This window comes from Mesorhizobium sp. WSM4810 (assembly GCF_055811235.1).
In genome coordinates, this window is sequence record NZ_JBVVQV010000036.1 from 19,125 (window position 1) to 44,876 (window position 25,752).

General features: G+C 63.3%; 16 protein-coding genes. 8 read left to right on the forward strand and 8 right to left on the reverse strand.

Annotated features, from left to right (window positions below; all coding sequences use genetic code 11):
- Positions 1-23 precede the first annotated feature (23 nt).
- The 3 genes from AC0L3O_RS31585 to AC0L3O_RS31595 all read left to right on the forward strand — a co-directional run bounded on the left by AC0L3O_RS31585 (position 24) and on the right by AC0L3O_RS31595 (position 11,692).
- Complete coding sequence (locus AC0L3O_RS31585) at positions 24-8,582, forward strand: glycoside hydrolase family 94 protein (RefSeq protein ID WP_473617593.1); 8,559 nt, start codon at positions 24-26, stop codon at positions 8,580-8,582.
- 360 nt (positions 8,583-8,942) lie between these two features.
- Complete coding sequence (locus AC0L3O_RS31590; protein WP_473617594.1) at positions 8,943-10,715, forward strand: glucan ABC transporter ATP-binding protein/ permease; 1,773 nt, start codon at positions 8,943-8,945, stop codon at positions 10,713-10,715.
- Between the two features lie 212 nt (positions 10,716-10,927).
- A complete protein-coding gene (locus tag AC0L3O_RS31595) occupies positions 10,928-11,692 on the forward strand; it encodes a heme ABC transporter permease (RefSeq protein WP_023803199.1) in 765 nt (254 codons plus the stop codon).
- Positions 11,693-11,780: 88 nt separating this feature from the next.
- Here AC0L3O_RS31595 and AC0L3O_RS31600 read toward each other — a convergent pair whose 3' ends face one another.
- Positions 11,781-12,839 (reverse strand): D-TA family PLP-dependent enzyme, encoded by a 1,059-nt coding sequence (locus AC0L3O_RS31600; protein WP_473617595.1) that lies wholly within the window; start codon positions 12,837-12,839, stop codon positions 11,781-11,783.
- Between the two features lie 150 nt (positions 12,840-12,989).
- Between AC0L3O_RS31600 and AC0L3O_RS31605 the strand changes: the two genes are divergently transcribed.
- Entirely contained in the window at positions 12,990-13,676 is a 687-nt protein-coding gene (locus tag AC0L3O_RS31605; RefSeq protein WP_128170261.1) for a D-lyxose/D-mannose family sugar isomerase, read from the forward strand.
- 17 nt (positions 13,677-13,693) lie between these two features.
- On the opposite strand, the gene AC0L3O_RS31610 is transcribed toward AC0L3O_RS31605, so the two are convergent.
- The 7 genes from AC0L3O_RS31610 to AC0L3O_RS31640 are packed head-to-tail and all read right to left on the reverse strand — an operon-like array spanning position 13,694 to position 19,955.
- Positions 13,694-13,969, reverse strand: a complete 276-nt coding sequence (locus AC0L3O_RS31610) for a hypothetical protein (protein ID WP_287257741.1) — start codon at positions 13,967-13,969, stop codon at positions 13,694-13,696.
- Positions 13,966-14,862: an RDD family protein gene (locus AC0L3O_RS31615; RefSeq protein WP_128170262.1), complete on the reverse strand. Its 897-nt coding sequence runs from the start codon at positions 14,860-14,862 to the stop codon at positions 13,966-13,968. Before AC0L3O_RS31615 ends, AC0L3O_RS31610 begins: the two co-directional genes overlap by 4 nt.
- Positions 14,849-15,880 carry a stage II sporulation protein M gene (locus tag AC0L3O_RS31620; protein WP_128176938.1) on the reverse strand — a complete coding sequence of 344 codons (1,032 nt, stop codon included), beginning with the start codon at positions 15,878-15,880 and terminating at the stop codon, positions 14,849-14,851. Before AC0L3O_RS31620 ends, AC0L3O_RS31615 begins: the two co-directional genes overlap by 14 nt.
- Positions 15,877-17,187, reverse strand: coding sequence for a DUF58 domain-containing protein (locus AC0L3O_RS31625; RefSeq protein WP_023803194.1), 1,311 nt, complete (start codon positions 17,185-17,187; stop codon positions 15,877-15,879). The genes AC0L3O_RS31620 and AC0L3O_RS31625 overlap by 4 nt, the downstream gene beginning before the upstream one ends.
- Positions 17,184-18,140, reverse strand: coding sequence for an AAA family ATPase (locus AC0L3O_RS31630; RefSeq protein ID WP_023803193.1), 957 nt, complete (start codon positions 18,138-18,140; stop codon positions 17,184-17,186). The genes AC0L3O_RS31625 and AC0L3O_RS31630 overlap by 4 nt, the downstream gene beginning before the upstream one ends.
- Positions 18,127-19,332 (reverse strand): DUF4350 domain-containing protein, encoded by a 1,206-nt coding sequence (locus AC0L3O_RS31635; protein ID WP_287239464.1) that lies wholly within the window; start codon positions 19,330-19,332, stop codon positions 18,127-18,129. The genes AC0L3O_RS31630 and AC0L3O_RS31635 overlap by 14 nt, the downstream gene beginning before the upstream one ends.
- A complete protein-coding gene (locus AC0L3O_RS31640) occupies positions 19,329-19,955 on the reverse strand; it encodes a DUF4129 domain-containing protein (protein WP_287174317.1) in 627 nt (208 codons plus the stop codon). The genes AC0L3O_RS31635 and AC0L3O_RS31640 overlap by 4 nt, the downstream gene beginning before the upstream one ends.
- Before the next feature lie 150 nt (positions 19,956-20,105).
- Between AC0L3O_RS31640 and AC0L3O_RS31645 the strand changes: the two genes are divergently transcribed.
- The 4 genes from AC0L3O_RS31645 to metH all read left to right on the forward strand — a co-directional run bounded on the left by AC0L3O_RS31645 (position 20,106) and on the right by metH (position 25,686).
- On the forward strand, positions 20,106-20,888 hold the full coding sequence (locus AC0L3O_RS31645; protein WP_023803190.1) for a hypothetical protein: 783 nt from the start codon (positions 20,106-20,108) through the stop codon (positions 20,886-20,888).
- A gap of 155 nt (positions 20,889-21,043) precedes the next feature.
- A complete protein-coding gene (locus AC0L3O_RS31650; protein ID WP_128170268.1) occupies positions 21,044-21,538 on the forward strand; it encodes a glycerophosphoryl diester phosphodiesterase membrane domain-containing protein in 495 nt (164 codons plus the stop codon).
- Between the two features lie 23 nt (positions 21,539-21,561).
- Positions 21,562-21,762: a hypothetical protein gene (locus tag AC0L3O_RS31655; protein ID WP_023803189.1), complete on the forward strand. Its 201-nt coding sequence runs from the start codon at positions 21,562-21,564 to the stop codon at positions 21,760-21,762.
- 114 nt (positions 21,763-21,876) lie between these two features.
- Entirely contained in the window at positions 21,877-25,686 is a 3,810-nt protein-coding gene (gene metH, locus AC0L3O_RS31660) for a methionine synthase (RefSeq protein WP_473617597.1), read from the forward strand.
- Positions 25,687-25,752: the final 66 nt, after the last annotated feature.

The following is a 25,752-nucleotide window of genomic DNA, read 5'->3' on the forward strand; positions in this document are numbered from 1 at the left end:
GCGTCCCCCATGCGGAATTTTCAATGAATATCCAGACAGACCCCACCCAAATGGAAAAGACAAGCGCGAGCTTTCCGGCCATCACGGAAGAGCCGATACGCTCCAATTTCCTGCCGGAAGAGCGCCTGCGCACGCTGGGTGCAAGCCTCGCCAAGGGTGACGTCAAGGATCTGTTCGGCCTGGAGCCGTTCGATTTCCAGCCACGCGTCCGCGACAGCGCCAGCAAGATTCTCGAAGTCTACCGTTCGACCAATGCCGCGCAGGCGAGAGGCGAGACGATCACGCCGGCGGCGCAATGGCTGCTCGACAACAATTATCTGGTCGAAGAAACCATCTTCCAGGTCAAGCGCGACCTGCCACGCCGCTTCTATCGTCAGTTGCCGACCCTGAAACTGTCCGACGGCGCCAGCGTGCCGCGCGCCCTTGCGCTGGCCTGGACCTATGTCGCCCATTCGGACAGTTCGGTCTCGGCGACCATGTTCAAGGCGATCGTCGAAGGCTTTCAGGCCGTCGAGCCGCTGAAGATCGGCGAACTCTGGGCGCTGCCATCGCTGCTGCGCTTCGTTTTGATCGAAAATCTTCGCCGGATCGCGGTTCGGGTCAGTCGTACCCGGCAGATGCGCCAGATTGCCAACGAGGTCGCAGACCGCGTGCTGGCACTCGATGAAACCGCCGACCGTCAGGCGATCCTGTCGAACTACGTCGCCCATGCACAAGACACCACCTTTGCCACCCAATTGCTCTACCGCCTGCGCGACGGGTCGCAAAATGCCGGCAGGGCGCTGGAATGGCTGGAGGGCGAGCTTGAAAGGTCCGGCTCCGATGCCGAGGAAATCATCATCAGCGAGCATCGCACGTTGTCCAGCGGCAACGTAACCACCGGCAACATCATCCGCGGCCTCAGGCTCATCAACGATATCGACTGGACGGTTTGGTTCGAAGACGTCAGCCGCATCGACACCTTGCTGCGCGAGCGCACCGATTTTGCCGCGCTCGATTTCTTCTCGCGCGACCAGTACCGGACCGCGATCGAGGAAATGGCGCGCCGCTCCGATCGTTCCGAATTCCGCGTTGCTGAAAAGGCGATCGAACTCGCCGGCCATGCCGCTGTCGCCGATACCACCGTCACCGGTCCGACCGCTCACACCGACGTCGGGTTCTTTCTGGTCGGTCCGCGCCGGCTGGAACTGGAAAAGGCGATCGGCTATCGGCCGACGGTCAGCGTCACGATCAAACGGGCGTTCCACAAGACCGGATGGCTGGGCATTGTCGTGCCGGTGTTCGCGCTGACGGTCCTGCTTCTTGTCCTCTCCGGCAACGCCCTTGCCAGTCTCGGCCTGTCCATACCGTCGATCGTCCTGATGCTGGCGCTGTTTGCCGTGCCGGCCAGCGAAGGCGCGCTTGCCTTCTTCAACACCGTCGTATCGTTGTTCCTGAAGCCGACGCGCCTCGTCGGCTACGACTATAAACGCGGCATGCCGCCCGAGGCGCGCACGCTGGTGGTGGTGCCGTCGCTGATCGGCTCGCGCGACGACGTCGAGGAGAACATCCGCAACATCGAAGTGCACCACCTGGCCAACACGGCGGACGAAATCCATTTCGCTCTGCTTTCGGACTGGCCGGACAGCAAAACCGAAATCGATGCGGCGGATATCGAGATCCTCCAATATGCTCGCGACGAGATCGCGCGGCTGAACGCCCGCTATCCCAGCGAAGGCGCGCCGCGTTTCTATGTCCTGCACCGCCGGCGGCTCTACAATGAATCCCAGGGCGCCTGGATGGGCTGGGAACGCAAGCGCGGCAAGCTCCACGAACTGAATCTTCTGCTGCGTGGCGACAGCGACACCACCTTTCTGCCGCTGGACGTGCCGTTGCCGGAAAAGGTCATCCATGTGATGACGCTGGATGCCGATACGCGCACCACCCGCGATGCCGTCGCCAGTTTGGCTGGAAAGCTTTGCCATCCGCTCAACCGCCCGCATTACGATGCGGCAAAGCGCGTCGTCACCGCCGGCTACACCATCCTGCAGCCGCGCATCACCGCTCCGCTGACCAGCGGCGACGACGCATCCTTCTTTCAGCGGGTCTTTTCTGCCAATCGCGGCCTCGATCCCTACGTATTTGCCGTCTCGGACATCTACCAGGACGTCTTCGGCGACGGCTCCTTCACCGGCAAGGGGCTCTATCACGTCGACGCCTTTGAGGCGGCGCTGAAGGGCCGCATCGAAGAAAACACCGTGCTCAGCCACGATCTGCTCGAAGGCGCGTTGGCGCGCGCGGCACTGGTCACCGACGTCGAACTGGTCGAGGACTATCCGACCCGCTATTCGGTCGACGCGTCGCGCCACCATCGCTGGGCGCGCGGCGACTGGCAGCTTCTGGGCTTCATTCTCAATCCGCGTTCCGGCGTGCCGGCGCTGTCGCGCTGGAAGATGGTCGACAATCTGCGCCGGTCGCTGACGCCGATCTTCTGGGTGATGGCCGCGATCGCCGGCTGGACGCTGCTGCCCTTCACCCAGGCGGCGCAATGGCAGGCGCTGCTGATCCTCACACTTTTCATGGCGCCCACATTCGACATCGTCCACGCCATCCTGCCGAAAAGCGGCGACCAGACGCCGCGCGGTCATTTCTCGGCGCTGGCGCGCGACGTCGTCTTCGGCACCGCCCTGGTGGCTCTGAAGATCGTGCTGATGGCGCATCTGGCCTGGATGATGGGCGATGCCATCATTCGCACGCTCTACCGCCTGTTCGTCAGCCGGAAGAACATGCTCGAATGGCGCACTGCCTCGCAGGCTCACAAGATCGGCGACAACGATCTCGGCTCCTATTACGGCATGATGTACGGCGCTGTGATCGTCGGCGTCGTCGGCCTCGCCATCCCTGTTGTGGCCGATTCCACCGGAGCTTTCGTCGCCTTCTTCTTCGCGCTGTTCTGGATCGGCTCGCCGGCCTTCGCCTTCTTTATCAGCCGCTCGGCCGAAACCGAGGACCGTTTGCGCATATCGGCGGCGGACATCCATGTGCTGCGCACGATTGCGCGGCGCACATGGCATTATTTCGAGACCTTCGTGACGGCCGAGCATCACAATCTGCCGCCCGACAATTTCCAGGAAAGCCCGGCGCCTGTCGTGGCCCCCCGCACCTCACCGACCAATATCGGCGTCTATCTCCTGTCAGTTGTTTCGGCGCGCGATTTCGGCTGGATCAGCCTGTCCGACGCCACCACCCGCATCGACGCGACGATGTCGACTATCGAGAGCATGCCGCGTGAGCGCGGCCATCTCTTCAACTGGTATGACACGACGACGCTGAAGCCGCTCTATCCGCTGTACATTTCCGCTGTCGATAGCGGCAATCTCGCCGGCCATCTGGTGGCGGTGGCGGCAGCCTGTGCCGAATGGGCGGAAGCGCCTGCAGTCCACCTTCAGGGCGACTTCGAGGGTATCCTCGATACGGTGACGATCCTCGACGAAAGCCTGGCGGAGTTGCCTGACGACCGCCGTCAGTTGCGGCCGTTGCGCCAGCGACTTGCCGATCGCCTCGATGGCATGCGACGCGCGGTCGAATCGATCAAGGCACAGCCCGAGATGGCTTCGATCCGCACCATCAATCTGGCCGTTCTGGCCGGCGAGATCCGCAAGCTCGCCATCGCCATCCATACTGAGGCCGCATCGACGCAGAGCGACACCATCGCCGACTGGGCGGCGAGACTGGAAGCCACCTGCGAAGCGCATGTCCATGACGCGCATAGCGACGACACTGCCGTCGAGGCGCTGCGGGCCAAGCTTCTGTCGTTGCGCGAGCGTACGCGCCGCTTTGCCTTCGAGATGGATTTCTCCTTCCTCATGCGCAAGGAACGCAAGCTTCTGTCGATCGGCTACCGGGTCGAGGAGCATCAGCTCGACGAAAGCTGCTACGACCTGCTGGCTTCCGAGGCGCGGCTGACCAGCCTGTTCGCCATAGCTAAGGGCGATCTGCCGACGGAGCACTGGTTCCACCTCGGCCGGCCGATCGTCGAGATCGGGTTCAAGGGCGCGCTGATGTCCTGGTCCGGCTCGATGTTCGAGTATTTGATGCCGCCGCTGGTGATGAAGGAGCCGCAAGGCAGCATCCTTAACCAGACCAGCAAGCTCATCATCAAGCGCCAGATCCAGTACGGCCGCTCGAAGGACGTGCCTTGGGGGATTTCGGAAGCGGCCTACAACGCCCGCGATCGCGAACTGACCTACCAGTACACCAATTTCGGCGTGCCCGGGCTGGGCCTGAAGCGAGGTCTCGGCCAGAACACGGTGATTGCCCCTTATGCGACCGTGCTGGCGGCGCAGTTCACCCCGCGTGAATCGGTGCAGAACCTGGCCAGGCTGCGGCGGCTCGGCGCCCTTGGCCGGCACGGCTTCTACGATGCGGTCGATTTCACGCCGCAACGCGTGCCGGAGGGCACCGACCATGTCGTCGTGCTGAACTACATGGCCCACCATTCCGGCATGTCGATCGCCGCCGTCGCCGACGCCATCTTCGAAGGACGCCTGCGCGACCGCTTCCACAGCGATCCGGTGATCGAGTCGGCCGAGTTGCTGCTGCAGGAAAGAGCGCCGCGCGACATCCCGACCGCCACCGTCAGGACCGAGGCCGACGAACGGTCGAAGGACGAAACGGAAGCCGAAAGCCCCGATACGCGCATCGTGCTCAACCCGCTCAAGGCGCTGCGTTCGACCAGCGTCATGTCCAATGGCCGCTACTCGGTCATGGTTACCGCGACCGGCTCCGGCTATAGTCGCTGGGGCGAGCTTGCCGTCACGCGCTGGCAGCCGGACCCGACCGAGGATCGGCTTGGCTCCTACATCTTCCTGCGCGACTCCGGCACCGGCGACTGGTGGTCGGCCACCGCCGAGCCGAAGCGTGCCACCCACGAAGAGGTGCGGACGCTGTTCTCCGACGACAAGGCGAGCTTCGTCAAGTCAGTGGGATCACTGCGTTCGGAGGTCGAATGCATCGTCATTTCGGAAGGAAATGGCGAAGGCCGGCGGGTGACGCTCTACAATGACGGCCCGGTCGACCGGCATATCGAAGTGACCTCGTTCGCTGAACTGGTGCTGGGCTCCGAAGCATCCGACAACGCGCATCCGGCGTTCTCGAAAATGTTCGTGGAAACCGAAATCGCTGCGAATAACGCAGCGATCTTCACCACCAGACGTAAGCGGGAAACGGACGAGCCTGATGTCGCCATGGTGCATTTCGTCACCGACCCGTCTGGGTCGACGCGCGACGCCGAGGCCGAAACCGACCGGCGCGCCTTCATAGGCCGCGGCCGCACCATTACCGAGGCCGCCGCCTTCGATCCCGGCGCCAAGCTTGGCGGCCATTCCGGCTTCACGCTGGATCCGGTCGCGGCACTTCGCCGACAGGTGCGCGTGCCGGCCAACAAGAAGATAGCGCTGACCTTCTGGACTGCCGTCGGCGCCAACCGTGCCGAACTCGAAGAAGCCATTGCGCGGCTTGATCATCCGGAAGCCTTCGCGCGCCAGGCGATGCTCGCCTGGACCCGCTCACAGGTGCAGACCCGGCATCTCGGTCTCAGCCTTGCCGATGCCGCCAATGTGCAGAATCTGGCGCGCTACCTGATCTATCCGGATCCGTTCCTGCGGCTTCCGGCCGAATCGATCGCTTCCGGGCTCGGTAGGCAATCGGGCCTATGGCCGACCAGCATATCCGGCGACTTTCCGATTTTCCTGGTCAGGATCGGCGATGTCGCCGATCTCGAAATCGTTGCTCAGGCGCTCCGCTTCCAGGAATACATGCGCGCCCGAGGCATGATGATCGACTTTGTCGTCATCAACGAGCAGGCTTCGTCCTACGTGCAGGACCTGCAACGGGCGGTCGAGACGCTGTGCGAAAACAGCCGCCTGCGCGGCAAGGAGCTAGGACCCCGCCAGCACATCTTCGCGGTGCGCCGCGACCTCATGGACGAGGCGACCTACAAGACGCTGCTGGCCACTGCTCGCGTCGTTCTGCACACGCGCAACGGCACCATCTTCGATCAGATCGAGCGCGCCGAGGCCGCTGCGCTGCAAGCGCGGGACGCCTTGCAGCCGGCGGGTGCAGCAGCGCTTCGTGAACCGTCTCCGCCGGCGCCACAGACGTGGGCCCAAGCCTCGTTCGACGGCAGTGCCGACGGCAGCGGGCTTAACCAGTGGAACGGTTTTGGCGGTTTCGAGGGCGACGGACGCCACTATGTCGTGCGCCTTGCTGGCCGCCGCACGACGCCGCAGCCCTGGATCAACGTCGTCTCCAACGCCTCGTTCGGTTTCCACGTTTCGGCTGAGGGCGCTGCCTTCAGCTGGAGCCGAAACAGCCGCGACTATCAACTGACGCCGTGGGCGAACGACCCGGTCACCAACCGGCCAGGCGAGGGCATCTATATCTACGATCATGCCAGCGGCCGGGCGTTCTCGCCGCTGGCCGCCGTGGTCCGCGATCCCGCCATGACCTACGAAACATGGCACGGGCAGGGGTTTTCGACCTTCCGTTCGAAGCGCGGGCCGCTGTCGATGGACCTTACCCATGTGGTGGATTCCGTCGATCCGGTGAAAATCTCCCGGTTGCGCATCCAGAATTCCGGTTCGGGGCCGGCGCGCCTGCGCGTCTATGCCTATGCGGAATGGGTTCTTGGCAGCCATCGTTCGCGCACGGCGGCGACCATCGTTCCCTCGAGGGATGCTGCGACGGGCGCGTTGCTGGCGCAAAATCCCTACGGGCTCGATTTCAGCGAGCGGGTCGCCTTCCTGGCCGCCGACGGCGCGGCACACTCGGTGACGGCCGACCGCGGCGAGTTCATCGGCCGAAACGGTACCAGCGAACTCCCGCAAGCCGTGCTCAGCGGCGCAAGCCTGTCGGGCCGCGTCGAGGCGGGCGACGATCCTTGTGCGGCAATTGCACGCGACGTCGACATCCCTGCCGGCGGCGACGTGACGCTGCTCTGGCTGCTCGGCGATGCAGCCTCTGCCGAGGAAGCCAGCGCGCTGGTACAGCATCATGGCAGCAAGGATTTCGATCAGCGGCTGACTGACAATGAACGCACCTGGCGAGGGTTTCTCGACACCATCCAGGTCGAGACGCCGGACAGGGCGCTCAACGCGATGGTCAACCACTGGCTGCCCTATCAGAGCCTTGCCTGCCGCATCCGCGCCCGCTCGGCGTTTTACCAGGCGAGCGGCGCCTTTGGCTTCCGCGACCAGTTGCAGGACACGCTGGCCCTGCTTCTCCATGATCCGAAACTGGCGCGCGACCAGATCCTCAACGCGGCGCGGCGGCAATTCCCCGAAGGCGACGTGCAGCATTGGTGGCTGCCGCGAACCGAGGCAGGCGTCCGCACCATGATTTCCGACGACGTGGTCTGGCTCGCCCACGCCACGGCACACTACTTGCTGGTGACCGGCGATACCGCGATCCTCAGGGAACAATTGCCCTTCATCGAAGGGCCGTCGCTGGAAGAAGGTGAGCACGACGCCTTTTTCACGCCGGAGATATCGAAGAAGACCGCTTCACTCTATGATCATTGTGCGCGCGCACTTGACCTTGCCATCAAGCGCAGCAGCCCCGCCGGACTGCCGCTGATCCTCGGCGGTGACTGGAACGACGGCATGAACCGTGTCGGCGAGCACGGTAAGGGCGAGAGCGTCTGGCTGGGTTGGTTCCTGCTGAAAACGCTGGGCGACTTTGCAGCTGTCGCCAAGGCGGAAGGCGACGCCAAGCATGCGCAAGCCTGGACAAAACACGCCGGCGTGCTGAAGCGGGCGCTGGAAAGCACGGCCTGGGACGGTGAATGGTACCGTCGCGGCAGCTTCGACGACGGCACGCCGCTGGGGTCGCGCGGCTCGCAGGAATGCAAGATCGACTCGATTGCCCAGTCGTGGAGCGTGCTGTCGGGCGAGGGCGATCCGGCGCGATCGACGACGGCGATGCAGCAGGCGATGAAAATGCTCGTCGACGACGAGCTCAACATCGTAAAGCTTTTCACCCCTCCCTTTTCCAGGACGGAACAGAACCCAGGCTACATCAAGAGCTACCCGCCGGGTGTCCGTGAAAACGGCGGCCAGTACACCCACGCAGCGACATGGTTCGTCATTGCGCTCGCCGAAATGGGGCGCGTCGACGACGCCTACCGCTGCTTCTCGATGCTCAACCCGGTCAACCATGCGCTCGACGAGGCCGCTGCCGAGCACTACCGCGTCGAGCCTTACGTCGTCGCGGCGGACGTCTACGCCGGGCAAGGCAAGGGCGGCCGCGGCGGCTGGACCTGGTATACCGGCTCGGCCGGGTGGCTTTATCGCGCGGCGGTCGAAGGCATCCTCGGCATCGAGCGCAGGGGCGAGCGCATCCAGTTCAGGCCGAAACTGCCCAGCCATTGGGATGGCTATGCGGCAACGCTCAAGGTGCTGGGGGCCGAGCTCAGGGTTCAGGTTGTCCGCGACAAGAAGGCCAAAGCCGTCTCGCTCGAGGTAAATGGTAAAAAGACGAAGGCTTCGTCTTTCGAACCGAAAGCCGGCGACAAGGCCGATCTGGTCGTCAGGATACCGGCGTAGCTTCAAGGATTTGGAGCGTCTTTGTACATCTTGAGGATGTGCGTTATTTAAAGTTGCTCGAGCAATTCTATTGCGCATGAGATGTCCCAAAAGCCGATGCAGGCTTTTGGGATTCGTACATGCCAAGTTGCTGATTAAAATTTCGGCAGTGCTTCCGGCCTGCCACGATTTTGCCGCAAGGCTGACATTTTACCTTTTTTCTCAAACCGTTAGGTGATCACGACAGATTTCGCAGCGTCGCCATCTTTTGTTCGCGAATTGGGAACTGAAGGGGTACGAGGGCATTGTTTCGCGACACGTCAACGAGTACGAGTCAGAAAATGATGCAGTGCACAATAACAATTTGCCGGAGTAGCTGAAGTGTCCCTTCTGCAAATCTACTGGAGAGCGCTCGGTTATCTCGCTGCCGACAGAAAACGCGTCGCGTTTATCTGTGGGGCGAATGTCGCGCTTGCGATTATCGCCATCCTTGAGCCGATCATGTTCGGACGGGTGATCGATGCCATTTCCGATAGCGGCTCGGTTTTTTCGACGCTCGGACTATGGGCCGGTATCGGCGTCTTCAACGTCATCGCCTTCGTTCTGGTGGCGCGCGGCGCGGACCGTTTTGCCCATGCGCGGCGCAGCGAGGTTCTTTGCCAATCATTCGAGCGCGTAATCACCATGCCGCTTGCCTGGCATCATCAGCGCGGCACCTCCAATTCCCTGCATACGCTGCTGCGCGCGGTCGAGACCTTGTTCAGCCTCTGGCTCGAGTTCATGAGGCAGCATTTGTCCACGGTTGTCGCGCTGGTTCTGCTGGTGCCGACGGCGCTCAGCATGGACATTCGCATGTCGATGGTCCTGCTGGCGCTGGGCGCGCTTTACGTCGGAATTGGCCGGCTGGTGATGCGTCGCACCAGGGAAGGCCAGGCGTCCGTGGAGCGGCATTTTCACCAGGTGTTCGCGCATGTGAGCGACTCGGTCAGCAATGTCGCCGTGCTGCAGAGCTACAATCGCATCGGCCACGAGACCGACGCCTTGAAGCGCTATGTCAAGAACCTGCTTGATGCCCAGTATCCGGTGCTCGACTGGTGGGCGTTGGCCAACGCCCTGCACCGTCTGTCGTCGACCATTTCGATGATGGTCGTGCTGTTGATCGGCTCCTATCTGGTCATGCATGGCCAATTGCGGATCGGTGACGTCATCGCGTTTACCGGCTTTGCCACGCTGCTGATCGCCCGGCTCGACCAGATGTCGGCCTTCGCCAACCAGATTTCGGAAGCCAGGGCCAAGCTCGAGGAATTTTATCGCCTTGAGGACTCCGCGGCCGAGGCCGCCGAGCCGGACGGGTTGCGTGACCTGGTCAACGTCACTGGTCATGTGCGTTTCGAAAACGTCAACTTCGAATTCGCCAATTCGGGGCAGGGCGTGAACGACGTGTCGTTCGAGGTCCATGCCGGCCGGACCGTGGCCATCGTCGGCCCGACCGGCGCAGGCAAGACCACGCTGATCAATCTCCTGCAGCGGGTCTTTTCGCCGTCCAGCGGCCGGATCCTAATCGATGGCATCGATACCCGCACGGTGACCCGCAAGTCGCTGCGCCACTCGATCGCCACCGTGTTCCAGGATGCGGGCCTGCTCAACCGCTCGATCGAGGACAATATCCGCGTCGGGCGCGCCGAGGCGACCTATGATGAGGTCCACGCCGCCGCGAACGCCGCTGCCGCGCAGGATTTCATCCTGTCGAAGAGCAACGGCTACGATACGGTCGTCGGCGAACGCGGTGGACAGCTTTCGGGCGGCGAGCGCCAGCGTATCGCAATCGCGCGCGCCGTGCTGAAGGATTCACCCATCCTGGTGCTCGACGAAGCGACCAGCGCGCTTGACGTCGAGACGGAAGACCGCGTCAAGGAAGCGATCGACGAATTGCGGCGCGGCCGCACCACCTTCATCATCGCGCACCGCCTGACCACTGTTCGCGATGCCGATCTGGTCGTCTTCATGGACAAGGGCAAGGTGGTCGAAATGGGTGGCTTTGCAGAATTGTCGATGCGCAATGGCCGCTTCGCCAGCCTGCTGCGCGCCGGCGGCCTGCTAAACGAGGAGGAAGTCCGCCGCCTCAGCCGAACCATCACGGACGCGGCCGCCTGAGTTCTTCCCTTCTCCCCTTGTGGGAGAACGTGTCGCCGAAGGCGACGGATGAGGGGTGCTCCAGCTTGGCGCCGGCCTCCCTCAGGCCAGCACCCCTGATCGGACCGAGCTTCGCTCGGCCACCTTCTCCCACGGGGGGGAGAAGGCAAGACCCCGCCTGCGACACGGTGCTGTAGTTGCCCCAAGCCTGTCACCGGTTTATGTAAAGCTGCATGAGTGACATGACTTCGCGCCTCAGCGGCTGGATGGATTTCGCCAACCCGACGCGGTTTGTCGGGTTGGCCGACAAGGTGGTGCCGTGGCTGGCAACCATCGCCACACTCCTCCTGGCCGCCGGGCTCTACATGAGCTTCACGGCGCCGGAGGATTTCCAGCAAGGCATCACCGTACGTATCATGTACATCCATGTGCCCTTCGCCTGGCTGGCCATGATGTGTTTCACGCTGATGGCGGTTTCCGCGTTGGGCACGCTGGTGTGGCGCCATCCGCTGGCCGACGTCGCGCTCAAATCGGCGGCACCCATCGGCGCCGTCTTTACAGCGCTCGCGCTGATCACCGGTTCGATCTGGGGCAAGCCGATGTGGGGCACCTGGTGGGTGTGGGATGCGCGGCTGACCTCGGTGTTCGTGCTGTTCCTGATGTATCTCGGCATCATTGCGCTGACGCGGGCCCTCGATGATGCCGCGCGCGCCGCCTGGGCCGCTGCAGTCATCACCCTGGTTGGATTCATCAACATCCCGATCATCAAATTCTCCGTCGACTGGTGGAACACGCTGCATCAGCCGGCTTCGGTGATCCGGCTCGGGGGGCCGACCATCGATCCCAGCCTGTTGCGGCCGTTGCTGGTGATGGCTTTGGGCTTTACCGTGCTGTTCTTCGCGCTGCATCTGATGGCGATGCGCACGGAAATCCTGCGTCGCCGGGTCATTGCCATGCGCCGCGTCGCGGCACGGCAGGCCGAACGGCAATCAGCCTGACTCACTTCAGCTTTGCCCCTCGCAGGCTCAGGGGGTCAAAGCTCGAAAGCCAAGCAATTGGCTTTCCGTCCGCTCCGCGGACCGCTTCTCATCCCATGCGGCCGCGCGCCGCCACCGGCAGCGTCTCCAGCACCTGTTCTCCGGCGATCAAGTGAACTTCGTCGAACAGATTGGTGACGACGCAGCAATGGTCGGGCACGATGCGCACGCGCTCGCCGATACGCAGCCTGGCGTCGCCGGAAAGCGTGACGTTGCCGTGCTCCTCACTGAGGCTGGTGACGGTGGCGCCGGGAGTACCCAGCAATTCGCCGAAATCGGGCAGCCCCAGCGTATCGCTGGACAAGGCCTTGCTGCCGGCATCGAGGATGGCCCGTGTCGGCGTCGGATGGCTGACCACCGTCGACAGCACCGTCAGCGCGCAATCGTCGAGGCTGCCGACGCCCTTGGCGACCTGGTAGCGGTCGAGATAGATGTAGGTGCCAGGGCGGTACTCGGTGACGACGGAAGCCTCGCTTGCGCGCCACAAATCCGGCGTGCCGCCGCTGGAGATGCGTTCGCAGGCGAGGCCGGATGCGGCGAGCGCCTGGCGCGCATCGGCGAGCCAAGTCTCGGCCTCGGCGGCGCGGCCTGCCGCCGGATAGGTCATCAGCCCGCCGAAGGCGAGCCCCCTGGCCTTGTCGATCTCCCTGGCCAGCGCGACAGCCTCGCTGGCCGACTGGACGCCGCAGCGGCCCATGCCGGTATCGCACTCCACCAGCACCTGTAGCGGCCGGCCTAGATCGGTGAAGGTGGCGGCGAGACCCGCAAACGTCTCCATGCTGTCTGACGTCACCGACAGCGTCACGCGGTCGTGCAGCGCCTTGAGGCGCTCCAGCTTGGCCCTGCCCAGAATGTTGTAAGGCAGAAAAATGTCGGTGAGCCCAGCATCGGCCATCACCTCGGCTTCACCGATCTTTTGGCAGGTGATACCGACCGCACCCGCTGCGATCTGCTTCTTTGCCCAGTAAGGCAGTTTGTGGGTCTTGATGTGCGGCCTGAGCTTCAGCCCTTGGCGGTCGGCGTGGGCCTGCGCCCGCGCGATGTTGGCTTCGGCGCGGTCGACGTCGATCAGGATCGCCGGCGTATCGAGTTCGTCTATGCTCAGCATGGAATGCCACCATCAGGAAACTGGTTGCCGTTATGACCTTGATCGGACCGGATGTCATGAGGCCAGCTCATGCAGTTTACGTCGACACCGTACCGGCGTTCGGCTATTCGGTTTGGAGATCGCCTAGGCCGACTGGAAGGAACCACGACCATGAAACGCTCCGCTATCAACGACATCATCCGCGACGCCGATGCCTTCATCCGTTCGTTCGGCTACATCATGCCGCCCTTCGCCTATTGGTCGCCGGAAGAGATGAAGGCTCGCCGGCAGGATTCGTCGGCCATCTTCTCCTCCCGGCTCGGCTGGGACATCACCGACTACGGCCAGGGCAAGTTCGACGAGCTCGGCCTCTTCCTGTTCACCGTTCGCAACGGTCGCTACGAGGACATGAAGAAGGGCATGGGCATGCTCTATGCCGAAAAGATCATGATCTCGCGCAAGGATCAGCTGTCGCCAATGCATCGCCACAATATCAAGGCCGAGGACATCATCAACCGTGGTGGCGGCAAGCTGGTGCTGGAACTGTTCATGCACGATCGCGATGGCGGCATCGATCCGAAGGCCGAGGTGTCGGTGCCTGTCGACGGAACCATCCACAGGCTGCCGGCGGGCGGGCTGCTGAAGCTCGATCCGGGCGAGAGCGTCACGCTTTTGCCAGGCGTCTGGCATGCGTTCTGGGCCGAGGGCAAGGATGTGCTGATCGGCGAGGTGTCGACCGTCAACGACGATCTCACCGATAATGTCTTCCGCGAACCGATCGGCCGCTTCGCGGACATCAACGAGGATGTAGCGCCGCTGCACCTGCTCGTGTCCGACTATGAGAAGTGGGTGGGCTAGGAGACAGCCTTGCTGCTCTAATTTGCTCGATTGAGGAGCGCGCGCAGTCTGCGCACTTCGGCGATCAGGCGAGGAACATCCTGGCGCGCGGCTGCCATGAAATCCTGGTCCGCGACCGTCGCGCCGGTCATTTCGATGTCTTCGCCGCGATCCGCCCCTTGGCCGGTCTGGATGAAATTTGAGCCGCCTAGAAAGTCCCGGCCCTCGACCCATGATTTCCACGGGCCAGCTTGGGCCGCGGCAGCTCGGGCTTCCATCCCTTGAAGTTCAAGCTCGGATAGAGATGTGTTCATGGCAGCCTCGTTGGTCCAGCGTTGCTACCGCGCGCGTGCTTGTCGGCCTTGCGGGTGCCGAGAAGAAGCTTGCGTTCGAGATGCGCCCTGAGATCCGCGTAATACGCGGTCAGGAACGGACGGGCGTCATGCGCCTGCGGCGTTGAGCCGATCTTGCGTCCGATCGTCTCAGCCACCGCCCGCAGCGCGAAATAGTCGTCGCGGCGCAGCACCTCCTCCAGCTTGTGCAGTTCGGCGATGCCATAGGCATCGAGCTGGGCGTGGCTGAACTGAAAAGTCCTGGCGACCGGATCTTTTCGTGCCGACAGATCCTCCATCAGCGTGCGCTTAGGCGCCTCGACGACCCAGGTTCCCGCCAGGAGGTCGCCAATCCGCAACCGGTCGCGATTGAAGAGCGGGAACAAGGCGAACAGCAGCGCCCATATCAGTCCGAAGACTGTCGTTAGCGTATCGGCGACGCCCATTCCACTCCGTCCGGCGATAATCGACAGCGGCAGAAAGACTTCGATCTCGCGCATCAGATTGCGGGCGATGACCTGATCGACCGACAGGCCGGCTCCGTTGCGTGATGCCACCCTGATGCCGATGATCCGCTTGCCGGGCGTGGACGCACGCCGGCCCGCCTCGAAGGCGATGAAGTAGACGTTTCGCAGAAAAAAGATCACGATGATCCAGACGATGAAAAGCGGCTGCAATTTATCGGTGCCGAAACCTGTTACTCCGAACAGCGCAACTATCGTGACCGCGATTGCAGCCGTGGCGATAAACACGACATCGAGCAGGAAAGCGGCAGCGCGGGTGCCGGCGTCGGCCAGCTTTATCTGGAGATCGACACCTTCAGGCGTGATCAGCGAGCGCATCGTCGCCAGCGCAGCGCGCCTAGCGGTCGCCATTGCGCACCACCTGGAACAGGTAGAAGTAGCCGATCCACAGTGCGAGCATGCCGGTGCCAATGGCATAGCGGGTGACGTCGCTGGTGATCGTCTGCCTGCCGATGCCCTCGAGCAGTCCGGCAAACAGCAGCATGACCGAAACGCCAACCATCGCGGTCGCCGCTATGCGTCCGGCATGGGCGGCTGCCGTCATGCGGGTCAACTCGCCGGGAAAGGCGATGCGCGTGCCGATCCGCATGCCGGCAGCGCCGGCCAGTGCGATGGCGAACAATTCGGTGGTGCCGTGAATGGCCAGCCAGCCGCCAAGCTCCATGCCAAGCCCCTTTGCCCAATAGACCTGGAACAGCGCACCCAGCATGCAGCCGTTGAACAGCATCAGCAGCACCGTCGGCACGGCGAAAGCAAATCCAAGCGCGAAGGCGAGGATTGCGACCTGGACGTTATGGGTGAAAAGATAAGCGGCAAAGCCTGAGAGAAAGCCATTGTCGCCATCATAAAGCATGCTGCGCAGTATCTCGGCCGAAGCGTCGGGACCGCGGCCGGCAGCCAGGCCTGACGGGATGATCGCGTCGAACCAGCCCTTGTCGGACGCTACCAGCCAGGCGCCGGCGCCGATGCCGACAATCATCAGCGCCACCGACACCAGCGTCTCGCGCCACAAATCGCGGATGGCACCCGGCCAGTCGTGCAGGAAAAAATCGGCGATGCGCTGGCGCAGCCCGCGGCGTGCCCCGTAGAGATAAAAATAACCCCGCAGCGACAGGGATTCGAGATAGGCGATCAGTGCGCTGTCGAGGGATGTCGCTCTCGCCACCGAAAGCGAAGATAATGCCGACCGGTAGAGCAGCGGCAGCGACAGCAGCTCTTCTTCCGACAGTGTTCGCGGCGCGCGTTTCTCGACGCGGGCGAGTAGCGCCTCGAACGCCTTCCAGTCGGCCTCGCGCTCCCGACGGAAGCTGGCCAGCGACTGGCGTACGGCATCACCGCGTCCAGCATCGCCGGGAACTGGCGCAGTCACAACAAATCCTCGCGCTTGAACTGCAGGTAGCGCTCGACCAGCGCCGGCCCCAGCCTGTGATGGTCGGCTTCGATCACATGCGCGCCGAGCAGCCGCAACCGGCCGATGACGACCTGCCTTTCGCGCAAAAGCCCGCCGGCGACGACGGCGCGGGCGACATCCTCGCCTGATGAAGGCGGCATGTCGGCCAAGCTCTCCAATTCGACATCTCTGATCATCATGAACAACACCAGATGCCGCTCGGTGAGCCGGCCGACGGTACGCAGCATCAATTCCGCGCTGATCGGATCGACGAAGTCGGTGAAGATGATCACCAGAGAGCGCCGGTCGAGCCGTGCCGCAAGCGTGGTCAGCGCCAGGGTGAAATTGGTCTCCTCGTTGGAATAGTCGATCTCAACCGCCCGCTTCTGGATCATTGCAAAGCTGGCCGAGCCGCGCACCGCGCCGCTGGCGACGCGCGGCCGCGCATCGAAGCTGAACAGGCTGACCATGTCGCCGCCCTTGAGCGCAATGAACGCCGACAGCAAGGCGGCAGCCACCGCCCGGTCCACCTTCGGGAGGCCGTCGACCGGCTCGCACATCAGGCGTCCGCTGTCGATGGCCAGCACGATGTTGTTGTTCTCCTCGATACGGAACTCGCGCGCCAGAAGCCTGCCGTGGCGGGCGCTGCGCTTCCAGTCGATCATCCGCCGGCCCATGCCGGGCTGATAATCCTTGAGCGCCTCGAATTCCCGGCCGTGGCCGGCCCGGCGCTGCGCATGCCCGTCGGGCAGGGCGTTGCGCTGCAGCAGCGTGATCGCCTGGTCGCGGGCGCTGCGGACGTCGGGCAACACTGCCACCTTGCTTTCCATCGGCAGGACGACCTGGTTCCAGACCAATCCGAACGGCCCGCGCCAGCGCAGCCACAGACGATCGAAGCTGGCGATGCCGCGCCGCAGCGCCTGGAACCGCAGGTCGAGAGATCCGCCATCTCCGGTGGCAGCCAGGGGACCGCCGGTACCGCCGATCGGCGCCAGGCGCGCATCATGACCGACGCGCGCCTCCAGGGTTGGCATCCGGCCTGAAAAACGGGCGGCGACGTGGACGGTGAACTGGCCGCCGACGCCGACCTGCGGCGGCGCGTGGAGGCTGGCGGCCAGCGATTTCCGCCCGCGTCCCGCCGCGGTGTCCACCGCCAGGAAGGCCAGCAGCAGGCAGATCCACAGCAATCCGAGATACCACAGCGACGGCAGCGCCAGCGCGACCAGGAAGGCCGGCACCGCGCCCGCCGCTGCCGCCCACACCGCTCGGCCGCTGGGATAGATCAACGCGGCGCTTCCGTCTGGTCGACCAGGTCGGAGACGATCTGCTCGACCAGCCGGCCATCGATCTGCGCGGCCGGCGACAGGATGACGCGATGGCGCAGCGCCGGCACCGCCAGCGCCTTGACGTCGTCTGGGATCACATAGGCGCGCCCGTCGAGCGCTGCCCGCGCCCGCGCCGCCCTGGCCAGCATGGCGCCCGCGCGTGGACTGGCGCCAACCTCCAAATCGGCGGTGTCGCGTGTGGCGCGCACCAGCGCCGCGATGTAGCCGACGACGTCGTCGACGAGGGTGACGGAGCCGACGGTTTCGAGTGCCTTCTCCAGCGTCTTGCGATCCGTCTGGGCCTTGATGCCGTATTGCGCGATGTCGTGCGAGGCGGAGCCGCCGCCGTGATGGATGATGATGGCCCGTTCCTCCTCGGGACCGGGATAGCTGACCCGATGCTTGAACAGGAAGCGGTCGAGCTGTGCTTCGGGCAGGGGATAGACACCCTGATGCTCGATCGGGTTCTGGGTCGCGACCACCATGAAGTTGCGGCCCAGCGAATGCGTGGTGCCGTCGAAAGTGACCGCATGCTCCTGCATCGCCTCCAGAAGTGCTGCCTGTGTCTTGGGCGGCGTGCGGTTGATCTCGTCGGCAAGCAAAAGATCGCAGAAGATCGGACCGCGCGTCAGCGTGAACTGTCCAGTCTGGAAATTGTAGATGTTCGATCCGACGATATCGCCAGGCATCAGGTCCGGCGTGAACTGGATGCGCCCGTAGGCGACACCCAGAGCCTGCGCGAAGCAGCGAGCGGTCATTGTCTTGGCCGTGCCCGGAGGGCCTTCCAGCAGGATATGCCCGCCGGCGAACAGGGCGGTCAGCATCAGGTCGACCGTGTCGTGCTGTCCGGTGATCGCCTTGGCCACTTCTTCCCTGATCCGTGTCGCCAGGGCCTTCACATCACCGACGTTCACCGAGCCTCCTTGCCGTCCAATCGTGCAGCCGCTCGGCTGCCTCGTGCATTTGTGTCAGGTTTTTCGCCTCGCCGGCGGCTTGCGCCCGCGCGGTGAATCCGCTGACTTCGTCCTTATCGCGAGAATCGAGCCAGCGGTCGAGCGCTTCGCCTTGCAGCCCCTGCGGCGCTCCCAGCAGTGCGCCGGCGCGCACCCGCATCAAGGCCGCGTAACGGCCTCCCAGTTCCTCGAGCCGCCCGGCGCGCCGCAACAGCATGGCCGTCGTATCCACCAGCGCACGCTTGCCGAAGGCAATGGCGCGCTGCTCGGCGCGCGGCGGGCCGAAACGGCCGAGGCCGCGCAGGAAAGCCAGCGCCGCCGCGGCCAGGATCGTCAGCGTCAGCGCCAGAAACGGCGGTTCGACCAGGAGCTTGGCAAGGTCGTATTTTCGCCCCGCGCCATGCAGCGTGAGATCGAACATGACCTGGCCCTTCTCGGGTTGCAGCAATGCAATCAGGTCGAGCGCGGCTGCCGCCTTGTCGGGATTCCCAATCGCGGCGTTGTTGATCAGGTCGGGGTCAGTCAGGACATAAAAGGGCTTGCCGTCCACTTCGGTGAGCACAGCCTTGTTGTTGCCGGCTACTATGATTGGATGCTCGTCCGCCACCCACTGCAATTCATCGGGGGCGGCAACAAGCTGGCCCTCGATGTCGAGTTGCTGCACCGTGCTTTGGCCGACGCCGATCTTTGCATTGGCGATCCGGCCGAGCCATTGGTTCACCACGGGATCGGGCAATCGCCCGAATTTCATCTTCCAACCTTCGTGCTCTTCCAGCGGCAGGGTTTGCCATTTCGGCAGCACGAAGAGGGTATTCAGGTCCTGCCGAAGTTCGAGGATGTGGTCGAGCGCGGCGGGATCGCTCTCTGGCGAAATGGTGACGATCAGCAGCATGTCGGTGCCGAGATCCTGATCGGTCCGCGCCATGGCTGGCGTCTCGCCGGTGAGCCGCAACCATTCCGCCAGGCCGGCATAGCCGACGCCGCTTTTCGACAGCGGCGTGGCGCTGCCATTGCCGGGTTGCCGGAAGTCGGGCGCATAGGTGGACAGCAGGAAGAAACCCGCTGCCGCAAGCAGGCTGGCGAAAATGCCCCAAAACAGCGTTCTTCGATTGAACGGTTCCTGTGCCGCTGGTTCGACCGTCGCAGCGCTCATATCCAGGCATCCCGGAAGACGAACCGCTCATAGGCGCCGCGTGCTTGCCGCCAGCCTTCGGCGCCGACCGGCCGGCGCGCGAACAATGCGGCTTCAACGATGCGTGCGATCTCGGCAAACGCCGCGCGGGCCTTGGCGGGAACCGAAGCAGCAGCGGCGATGTCGCGCGCCGTGAGCGACGGGCGCAAAAAATCCGGCAGCCGGCCGGCAATATCGGCGACACTGCGGCGAAGCAGGAGATGAACCGCTTCGTCATAGTCGCCTCGCGCGGCCAGCGCGTCGGCTTCCGACAGCAGGATCTGCGCGGCGCCGGCGTCGGGACGCCATGCTTCCTCCGCGTCGGTTTCGCGCCGTGCGCGCTGCCAAGGCAGGCGCCAGGCGATACCTTTCATCTCGAGGAAGACCAGGAGCAGGATAATCGCGACACCTGATAGCACCGCGCCCCAGAACAGATAGATCATATAGGGACCGAGCGACGACAACAGGTCCAGCAGCGGCTTCAGCCAGTCAGGCGGCTGAGGCGGTACATAGGCCGGCAGGTCGAACTGGATCGACTTATCCGAGATCAACTGCTCATGCGCTCTTGCCAGCCATTCGGCTTCCGCTGTGCCTGGCTGTGCCACTGCCAACTGTCCCCTGCAACCTGTGGTCCCCAGTCGACACTGGCAATGCACAACGGCAATTGCAAGTGGGCTAGACGTCGATCTCCAATGTTGGCACATTTGATGCGGGGATCACCAGCCGATATGCGGTGATTAAGCGGGGGACGCATCATGGTTTCAACGACATTGGAACGGCCGGACAAGTTTCGCATCGGCAGGGTTTTCAACGACAGCTTTGCTGTCATCAGCCGCAATATCGGTCTGTACCTTGGACTCGCGCTGCTGTTCTCAGGTCTGCCGGCGACAGTTCTCCGACTCTGGACCGAATCGACCTTGAGCGGGACTGCACTGGGCGACCCGACCGCGGTGGCCGATCCTAGTATGATGTTTTGGAATTCTTCCGTCGGCATTGCCGCCGGATTAGTATCCTTTATCCTGTCGCTGCTGCTCCAGTCGGCACTCGTGCGGGCGACGATCGAGGATTTGAACGGCAAACGGCCGTCCTTTGGCGACTGCATCCAGATAGCCATCCGCTATTTGCTCCCAACCCTGGGGATCGGCCTGCTCGTAGTGCTGGGGGCGGGCCTTGCTTCATTAGCTCTGCTGGTCCCCGGAATCATATTGTGGCTTGGTTGGTCGGTGGCTATTCCAGTTCTGATACAGGAGCGCCTAGGTGTGCTCGGCAGCATGTCGCGCAGCCGCGTCCTGACCAAGGGCAGCCGCTGGGCGCTATTTGGTCTTTTCCTTATCCTTATGATCATCACGATGGTCATTCAGTCGGTGATGGCGGCTATCGTTCTCCTGCTAGACGGAATTGTCGCCGATGTGGCGGCAACCATGCTGTCGACCGTGGTTTCTATGGTGCTGTCGGTAGCCACGGCGGTCAGCTATGTCGAACTGCGTCAGGTCCAGGAAGGCACCAGCGTCGACGAACTGGCGGAAATCTTCTCATAGCGGCAAGGCCGCGTTCATCGCATCAGGATCCGCCTGGACTGGACGGGTTACATCATGTCTTCAACGACACTGGAACGACCGGACAAGTTTCGCATCGGCAGGGTTTTCAACGACAGCTTGCCGTCATCGGCCGTAACGCCGTTCAGGCGTCACTGGTGCGCGCCACCATCGAGGACCTGAACGGCAAGCAGCCTTCGTTCGGTGACTGCATCGCGAGAGCAGTCTCCTTCCTCCTGCCGACGTTCGCCATTGCCCTGTTGGTTGGTTTAGGCGTGGGCCTCGGTTTTATCCTGCTGATTGTGCCTGGCATCATGTTGGCGCTCCGTTGGTCGGTCGCGGTGCCGGCACTGGTGCAAGAGCGGCTCGGCGTATTCGGCTCGATGGCCCGCAGCCACGATCTGACCAAGGGAAGCCGCTGGGCGCTGTTCGGCCTGTTCATTATCCTGATCATTATCGCCATTGCCATCGAGTTGGCGCTCGGCACTGCAACCGCGCTGTTTGGAGGGGGGATAGTGGGTGCGGTGGTGGATGCATTGGTGACGAGTGTAACGTCTATGGTGATGTCGATCGCCACCGCAGTCAGCTATGTCGAGCTGCGGCAGGTTAGGGAAGGCACCAGCGTCGACGAACTGGCGGAGATCTTCTCCTGACGCGAGAGGTCGCCTACCACATCATGAACGAACCGATCCGCGTCGGAGACCTTGCCGGCGCTCACGTCGGCGATTGCCTGATCGACGATGGCCGCGCCCTCTCTCCCGGATGTCCACAACGATTACCCGGTGCTGCTGTCGGAAATGACCCCGACGAGCCGAGCGACCTGTTCGGGATGCTGCTCAGGGCGGCATCGGCGAAGACTGCGCAGCCGGCGTTGTAGTGCCGGCGGGTAGCATTCCCGGCGGCAGGGGTGACAGCAGCAGACAAATCCCGTATATTCACATAAAGATGTCTTTATGTCGCTTAAGCGCGACCGTCGCCCTGAGGACGAAATATGTCGCAAAACCCATCGTCGTTGGACGACCTGTTCGGCCCCGTCGCGGCCAAGCCCGACGGTTCGGAAGTGCTTGCTGCGCTGACGGCGGCGGCGCGCGAACGCATCCTCATCCTCGATGGCGCCATGGGCACGCAGATCCAGGGCCTGGGCTTCGACGAGAACCATTTCCGTGGCGACAAATTCGCCGAGTGCGCCTGTCACCAGCAGGGCAACAACGACCTGCTGATCCTGACGCAGCCCAAGGCGATCGAGGAGATTCACTATCAATACGCCATCGCCGGGGCGGACATTCTTGAAACCAACACCTTCTCCTCGACCTCCATCACCCAGGCGGATTATGGCATGGAGGACGCGGTCTACGCTCTGAACCGCGACGGTGCACGGCTGGTGCGCAGGGCAGCGGCAAGGGCCGAGCAGGAGGACGGCAAGCGTCGTTTCGTCGCCGGTGCGCTGGGACCGACCAACCGCACCGCCTCGATGTCGCCCGACGTCAACAATCCCGGCTACCGCGCCGTGACATTCGACGACTTGCGCCTTGCCTATGGCGAGCAGCTGCGCGGTCTCATTGACGGCGGTGCCGACATCATTCTGATCGAGACCATTTTTGATACGCTGAATGCCAAGGCGGCAATCTTTGCCTGCAACGAGATCTTCATCGAGAAGGGCGTGCATCTGCCGGTGATGATGTCCGGCACGATCACCGACCTGTCCGGCCGCACGCTGTCGGGCCAGACGCCGACGGCTTTCTGGCATTCGGTCCGCCACGCCAACCCGTTCACGATAGGCCTCAATTGCGCGCTGGGCGCCAAAGCCATGCGCGCGCATCTGGACGAAATATCCGGCGTCGCCGACACCTTTGTTTGCGCCTATCCGAATGCCGGCCTGCCCAACGAATTCGGCCAATATGACGAAAGCCCGGAGTTCATGGCTGCGCAGATCGAGGATTTCGCGTGCGACGGCCTGGTCAATATCGTCGGTGGCTGCTGCGGCTCGACGCCCGACCACATCCGCGCCATCGCACAGGCCGTGAAGAAATATCCGCCGCGCGCTGTTCCCGACATCGAGCCGCAGATGCGCCTTTCGGGGCTCGAGCCGTTCACGCTGACCGACGAGATTCCGTTCGTCAATGTCGGCGAGCGCACCAATGTCACCGGCTCGGCGAAATTCAGGAAGCTGATCACCGCGGGCGACTATGCCGCGGCGCTCGAAATCGCCCGCGACCAGGTCGCCAACGGCGCGCAGATCATCGACATCAACATGGACGAAGGCCTGATCGATTCGAAGCAGGCAATGGTCTGTTATCTCAACCTGATCGCCGCCGAGCCGGACATCGCCCGCGTTCCCGTAATGATCGACAGTTCCAAATGGGAGATCATCGAAGCCGGCCTGAAATGCGTGCAGGGCAAGCCGCTGGTCAATTCCATCTCGATGAAGGAGGGCGAGGAGGCTTTTCTGCATCATGCGAAGCTCGTCCGCGCGTATGGCGCGGCGGTGGTCGTCATGGCCTTCGATGAGGACGGCCAGGCCGACACCCAGGCGCGCAAGGTCGAAATCTGCACCCGCGCCTACAGACTTTTGACCGAGCAGGCCGGATTCCCGCCCGAGGACATCGTTTTCGATCCGAACATCTTCGCCATCGCCACCGGCATCGACGAGCATAACAATTACGGCGTCGACTTCATCGAAGCCGCTAGGCAGATCACCGCGACGCTTCCGCATGTCCACATATCGGGCGGCGTGTCGAACCTCTCCTTCTCGTTTCGCGGCAACGAGCCGGTGCGCGAGGCCATGCATGCCGTGTTCCTCTACCATGCCATCCAGGCCGGCATGGACATGGGCATCGTCAACGCCGGACAGCTTGCCGTCTATGACACCATCGATCCCGAACTGCGCGAAGTCTGCGAGGACGTCGTCAACAATCGTCAGCCGAAGGGCGGCGGCAGCGCAACCGAACGCCTGCTGGAACTCGCCGAACGTTTTAGGGGCACGGCGGGCAAGGAAGCGCAGGAACGCGATCTCGCCTGGCGCGACTGGCCGGTCGAGCAGCGCATTTCGCACGCACTGGTCAACGGCATCACCGAATTCATCGACCAGGACACGGACGAGGCGCGGCGCGCCGCCGAGCGTCCGCTGCATGTCATCGAAGGTCCTCTGATGGACGGCATGAATGTCGTCGGCGATCTGTTCGGCGCGGGAAAGATGTTCCTGCCGCAAGTGGTGAAATCCGCTCGCGTCATGAAACAGGCCGTCGCCGGCCTGCTGCCGCACATGGAGGCGGAGAAGCTGGCGAATGCCGCCAAAGGCGTCGACACCGGTGAACGCCAGACCGCCGGCAAGATACTGATGGCGACGGTGAAGGGCGATGTCCACGACATCGGCAAGAACATCGTCGGCGTGGTTCTGGCCTGCAACAATTACGAGATCATCGACCTCGGCGTCATGGTGCCGGCGGCAAAGATCCTGCAGACGGCGCGCGAGCAAAAGGTCGACATCATCGGCCTGTCCGGCCTGATCACGCCCTCGCTCGACGAGATGGCGCACATGGCCGCCGAGATGGAGCGCGAGGGTTTTGACATTCCGCTGTTGATCGGCGGTGCTACGACCAGCCGCGTGCATACCGCAGTAGAGATCCATCCGCGCTATATCAGTGGCCAGACCGTCTATGTCGCCGATGCCAGCCGCGCGGTCGGCGTGGTGTCGGCACTTCTGTCGAACGAGACCAGGGGCGGTTATGTCGACAACGTTCGCGCCGAATACAAGAAGGTCGCCGATGCGCACGCGCGCAGCGAAGCCGACAAGCAGCGCCTGCCGCTGGCCAAGGCGCGGGCCAACGCCCACAGGATCGACTGGTCGGCCTACGCGCCGCCAAAACCGTCCTTCCTCGGCCTGAAAACCTTCGAAGCCTGGGATCTGGCCGAGCTCGCGCGCTATATCGACTGGACGCCGTTCTTCCAGACCTGGGAGCTGAAGGGTCGCTATCCCAAAATCCTAGACGACGAGGCGCAAGGGCCGGCGGCACGCCAGCTCTTCGACGACGCCCAGGCGATGCTGGCCAAGATCATTGCGGAAAAATGGTTCGCGCCAAAGGGCGTCATCGGCTTCTGGCCGGCAAATACCGTCGGCGACGACATCAGGCTGTTCACCGACGATGCTAGGTCGCAGGAGCTGGCGACCTTCTTCACGCTGCGCCAGCAGCTGACCAAGCGCGACGGCAAGGCGAACGTCGCGCTGTCGGATTTCGTCGCGCCGTTGGACAGCGGCAAGGCCGACTATCTCGGCGGCTTCATCGTCACCGCCGGCATCGAGGAAGCGGCGATCGCCGAGCGCTTCGAACGTGCCAATGACGACTACTCGTCGATCATGGTCAAGGCGCTGGCCGACCGTTTCGCCGAAGCCTTCGCCGAACGCCTGCACGAGAAGGTGCGCAAGGAGTTCTGGGCCTATGCGCCGGATGAGGATCTGGCGCCGGACGAGCTGATCGGCGAACCCTATCGCGGTATTCGCCCGGCGCCCGGTTATCCGGCGCAGCCCGACCACACCGAGAAAGCGACGCTTTTTCGACTACTCGACGGCGAGCGCAACGCCGGCGTCAGCCTGACCGAGAGCTTTGCGATGTGGCCGGGCTCCTCCGTGTCGGGTATCTACCTGTCGCACCCCGAAAGCTATTACTTCGGCGTGGCCAAGGTCGAGCGCGACCAGGTCGAGGACTATGCGCGCCGCAAGGCCATGCCGCTAGCCGAGGTCGAGCGCTGGCTCGGCCCTATACTCAACTATGTGCCGACCCCCTTCGCCGAAGCCGCGCAGTAAGGCAGCAGCTTTGACCTGACATCGCGGTCGATGACCAGGTGAATCGCTTCGAGAGCAACGGCCTGG

What these genes read in the sequence shown, in the direction of transcription:
- AC0L3O_RS31600 (WP_473617595.1), bottom strand. Translation starts at nt 12,839, where the DNA reads ATGCTGAGCATAGACGAACTCGATACGCCGGCGATCCTGATCGACGTC.
- AC0L3O_RS31635 (WP_287239464.1), bottom strand. Translation starts at nt 19,332, where the DNA reads ATGAGCGCTGCGACGGTCGAACCAGCGGCACAGGAACCGTTCAATCGA.
- AC0L3O_RS31595 (WP_023803199.1), top strand. Translation starts at nt 10,928, where the DNA reads ATGAGTGACATGACTTCGCGCCTCAGCGGCTGGATGGATTTCGCCAAC.
- AC0L3O_RS31645 (WP_023803190.1), top strand. Translation starts at nt 20,106, where the DNA reads ATGGTTTCAACGACATTGGAACGGCCGGACAAGTTTCGCATCGGCAGG.
- metH (WP_473617597.1), top strand. Translation starts at nt 21,877, where the DNA reads ATGTCGCAAAACCCATCGTCGTTGGACGACCTGTTCGGCCCCGTCGCG.
- AC0L3O_RS31615 (WP_128170262.1), bottom strand. Translation starts at nt 14,862, where the DNA reads ATGGCGACCGCTAGGCGCGCTGCGCTGGCGACGATGCGCTCGCTGATC.
- AC0L3O_RS31610 (WP_287257741.1), bottom strand. Translation starts at nt 13,969, where the DNA reads ATGAACACATCTCTATCCGAGCTTGAACTTCAAGGGATGGAAGCCCGA.
- AC0L3O_RS31585 (WP_473617593.1), top strand. Translation starts at nt 24, where the DNA reads ATGAATATCCAGACAGACCCCACCCAAATGGAAAAGACAAGCGCGAGC.
- AC0L3O_RS31605 (WP_128170261.1), top strand. Translation starts at nt 12,990, where the DNA reads ATGAAACGCTCCGCTATCAACGACATCATCCGCGACGCCGATGCCTTC.
- AC0L3O_RS31655 (WP_023803189.1), top strand. Translation starts at nt 21,562, where the DNA reads ATGAACGAACCGATCCGCGTCGGAGACCTTGCCGGCGCTCACGTCGGC.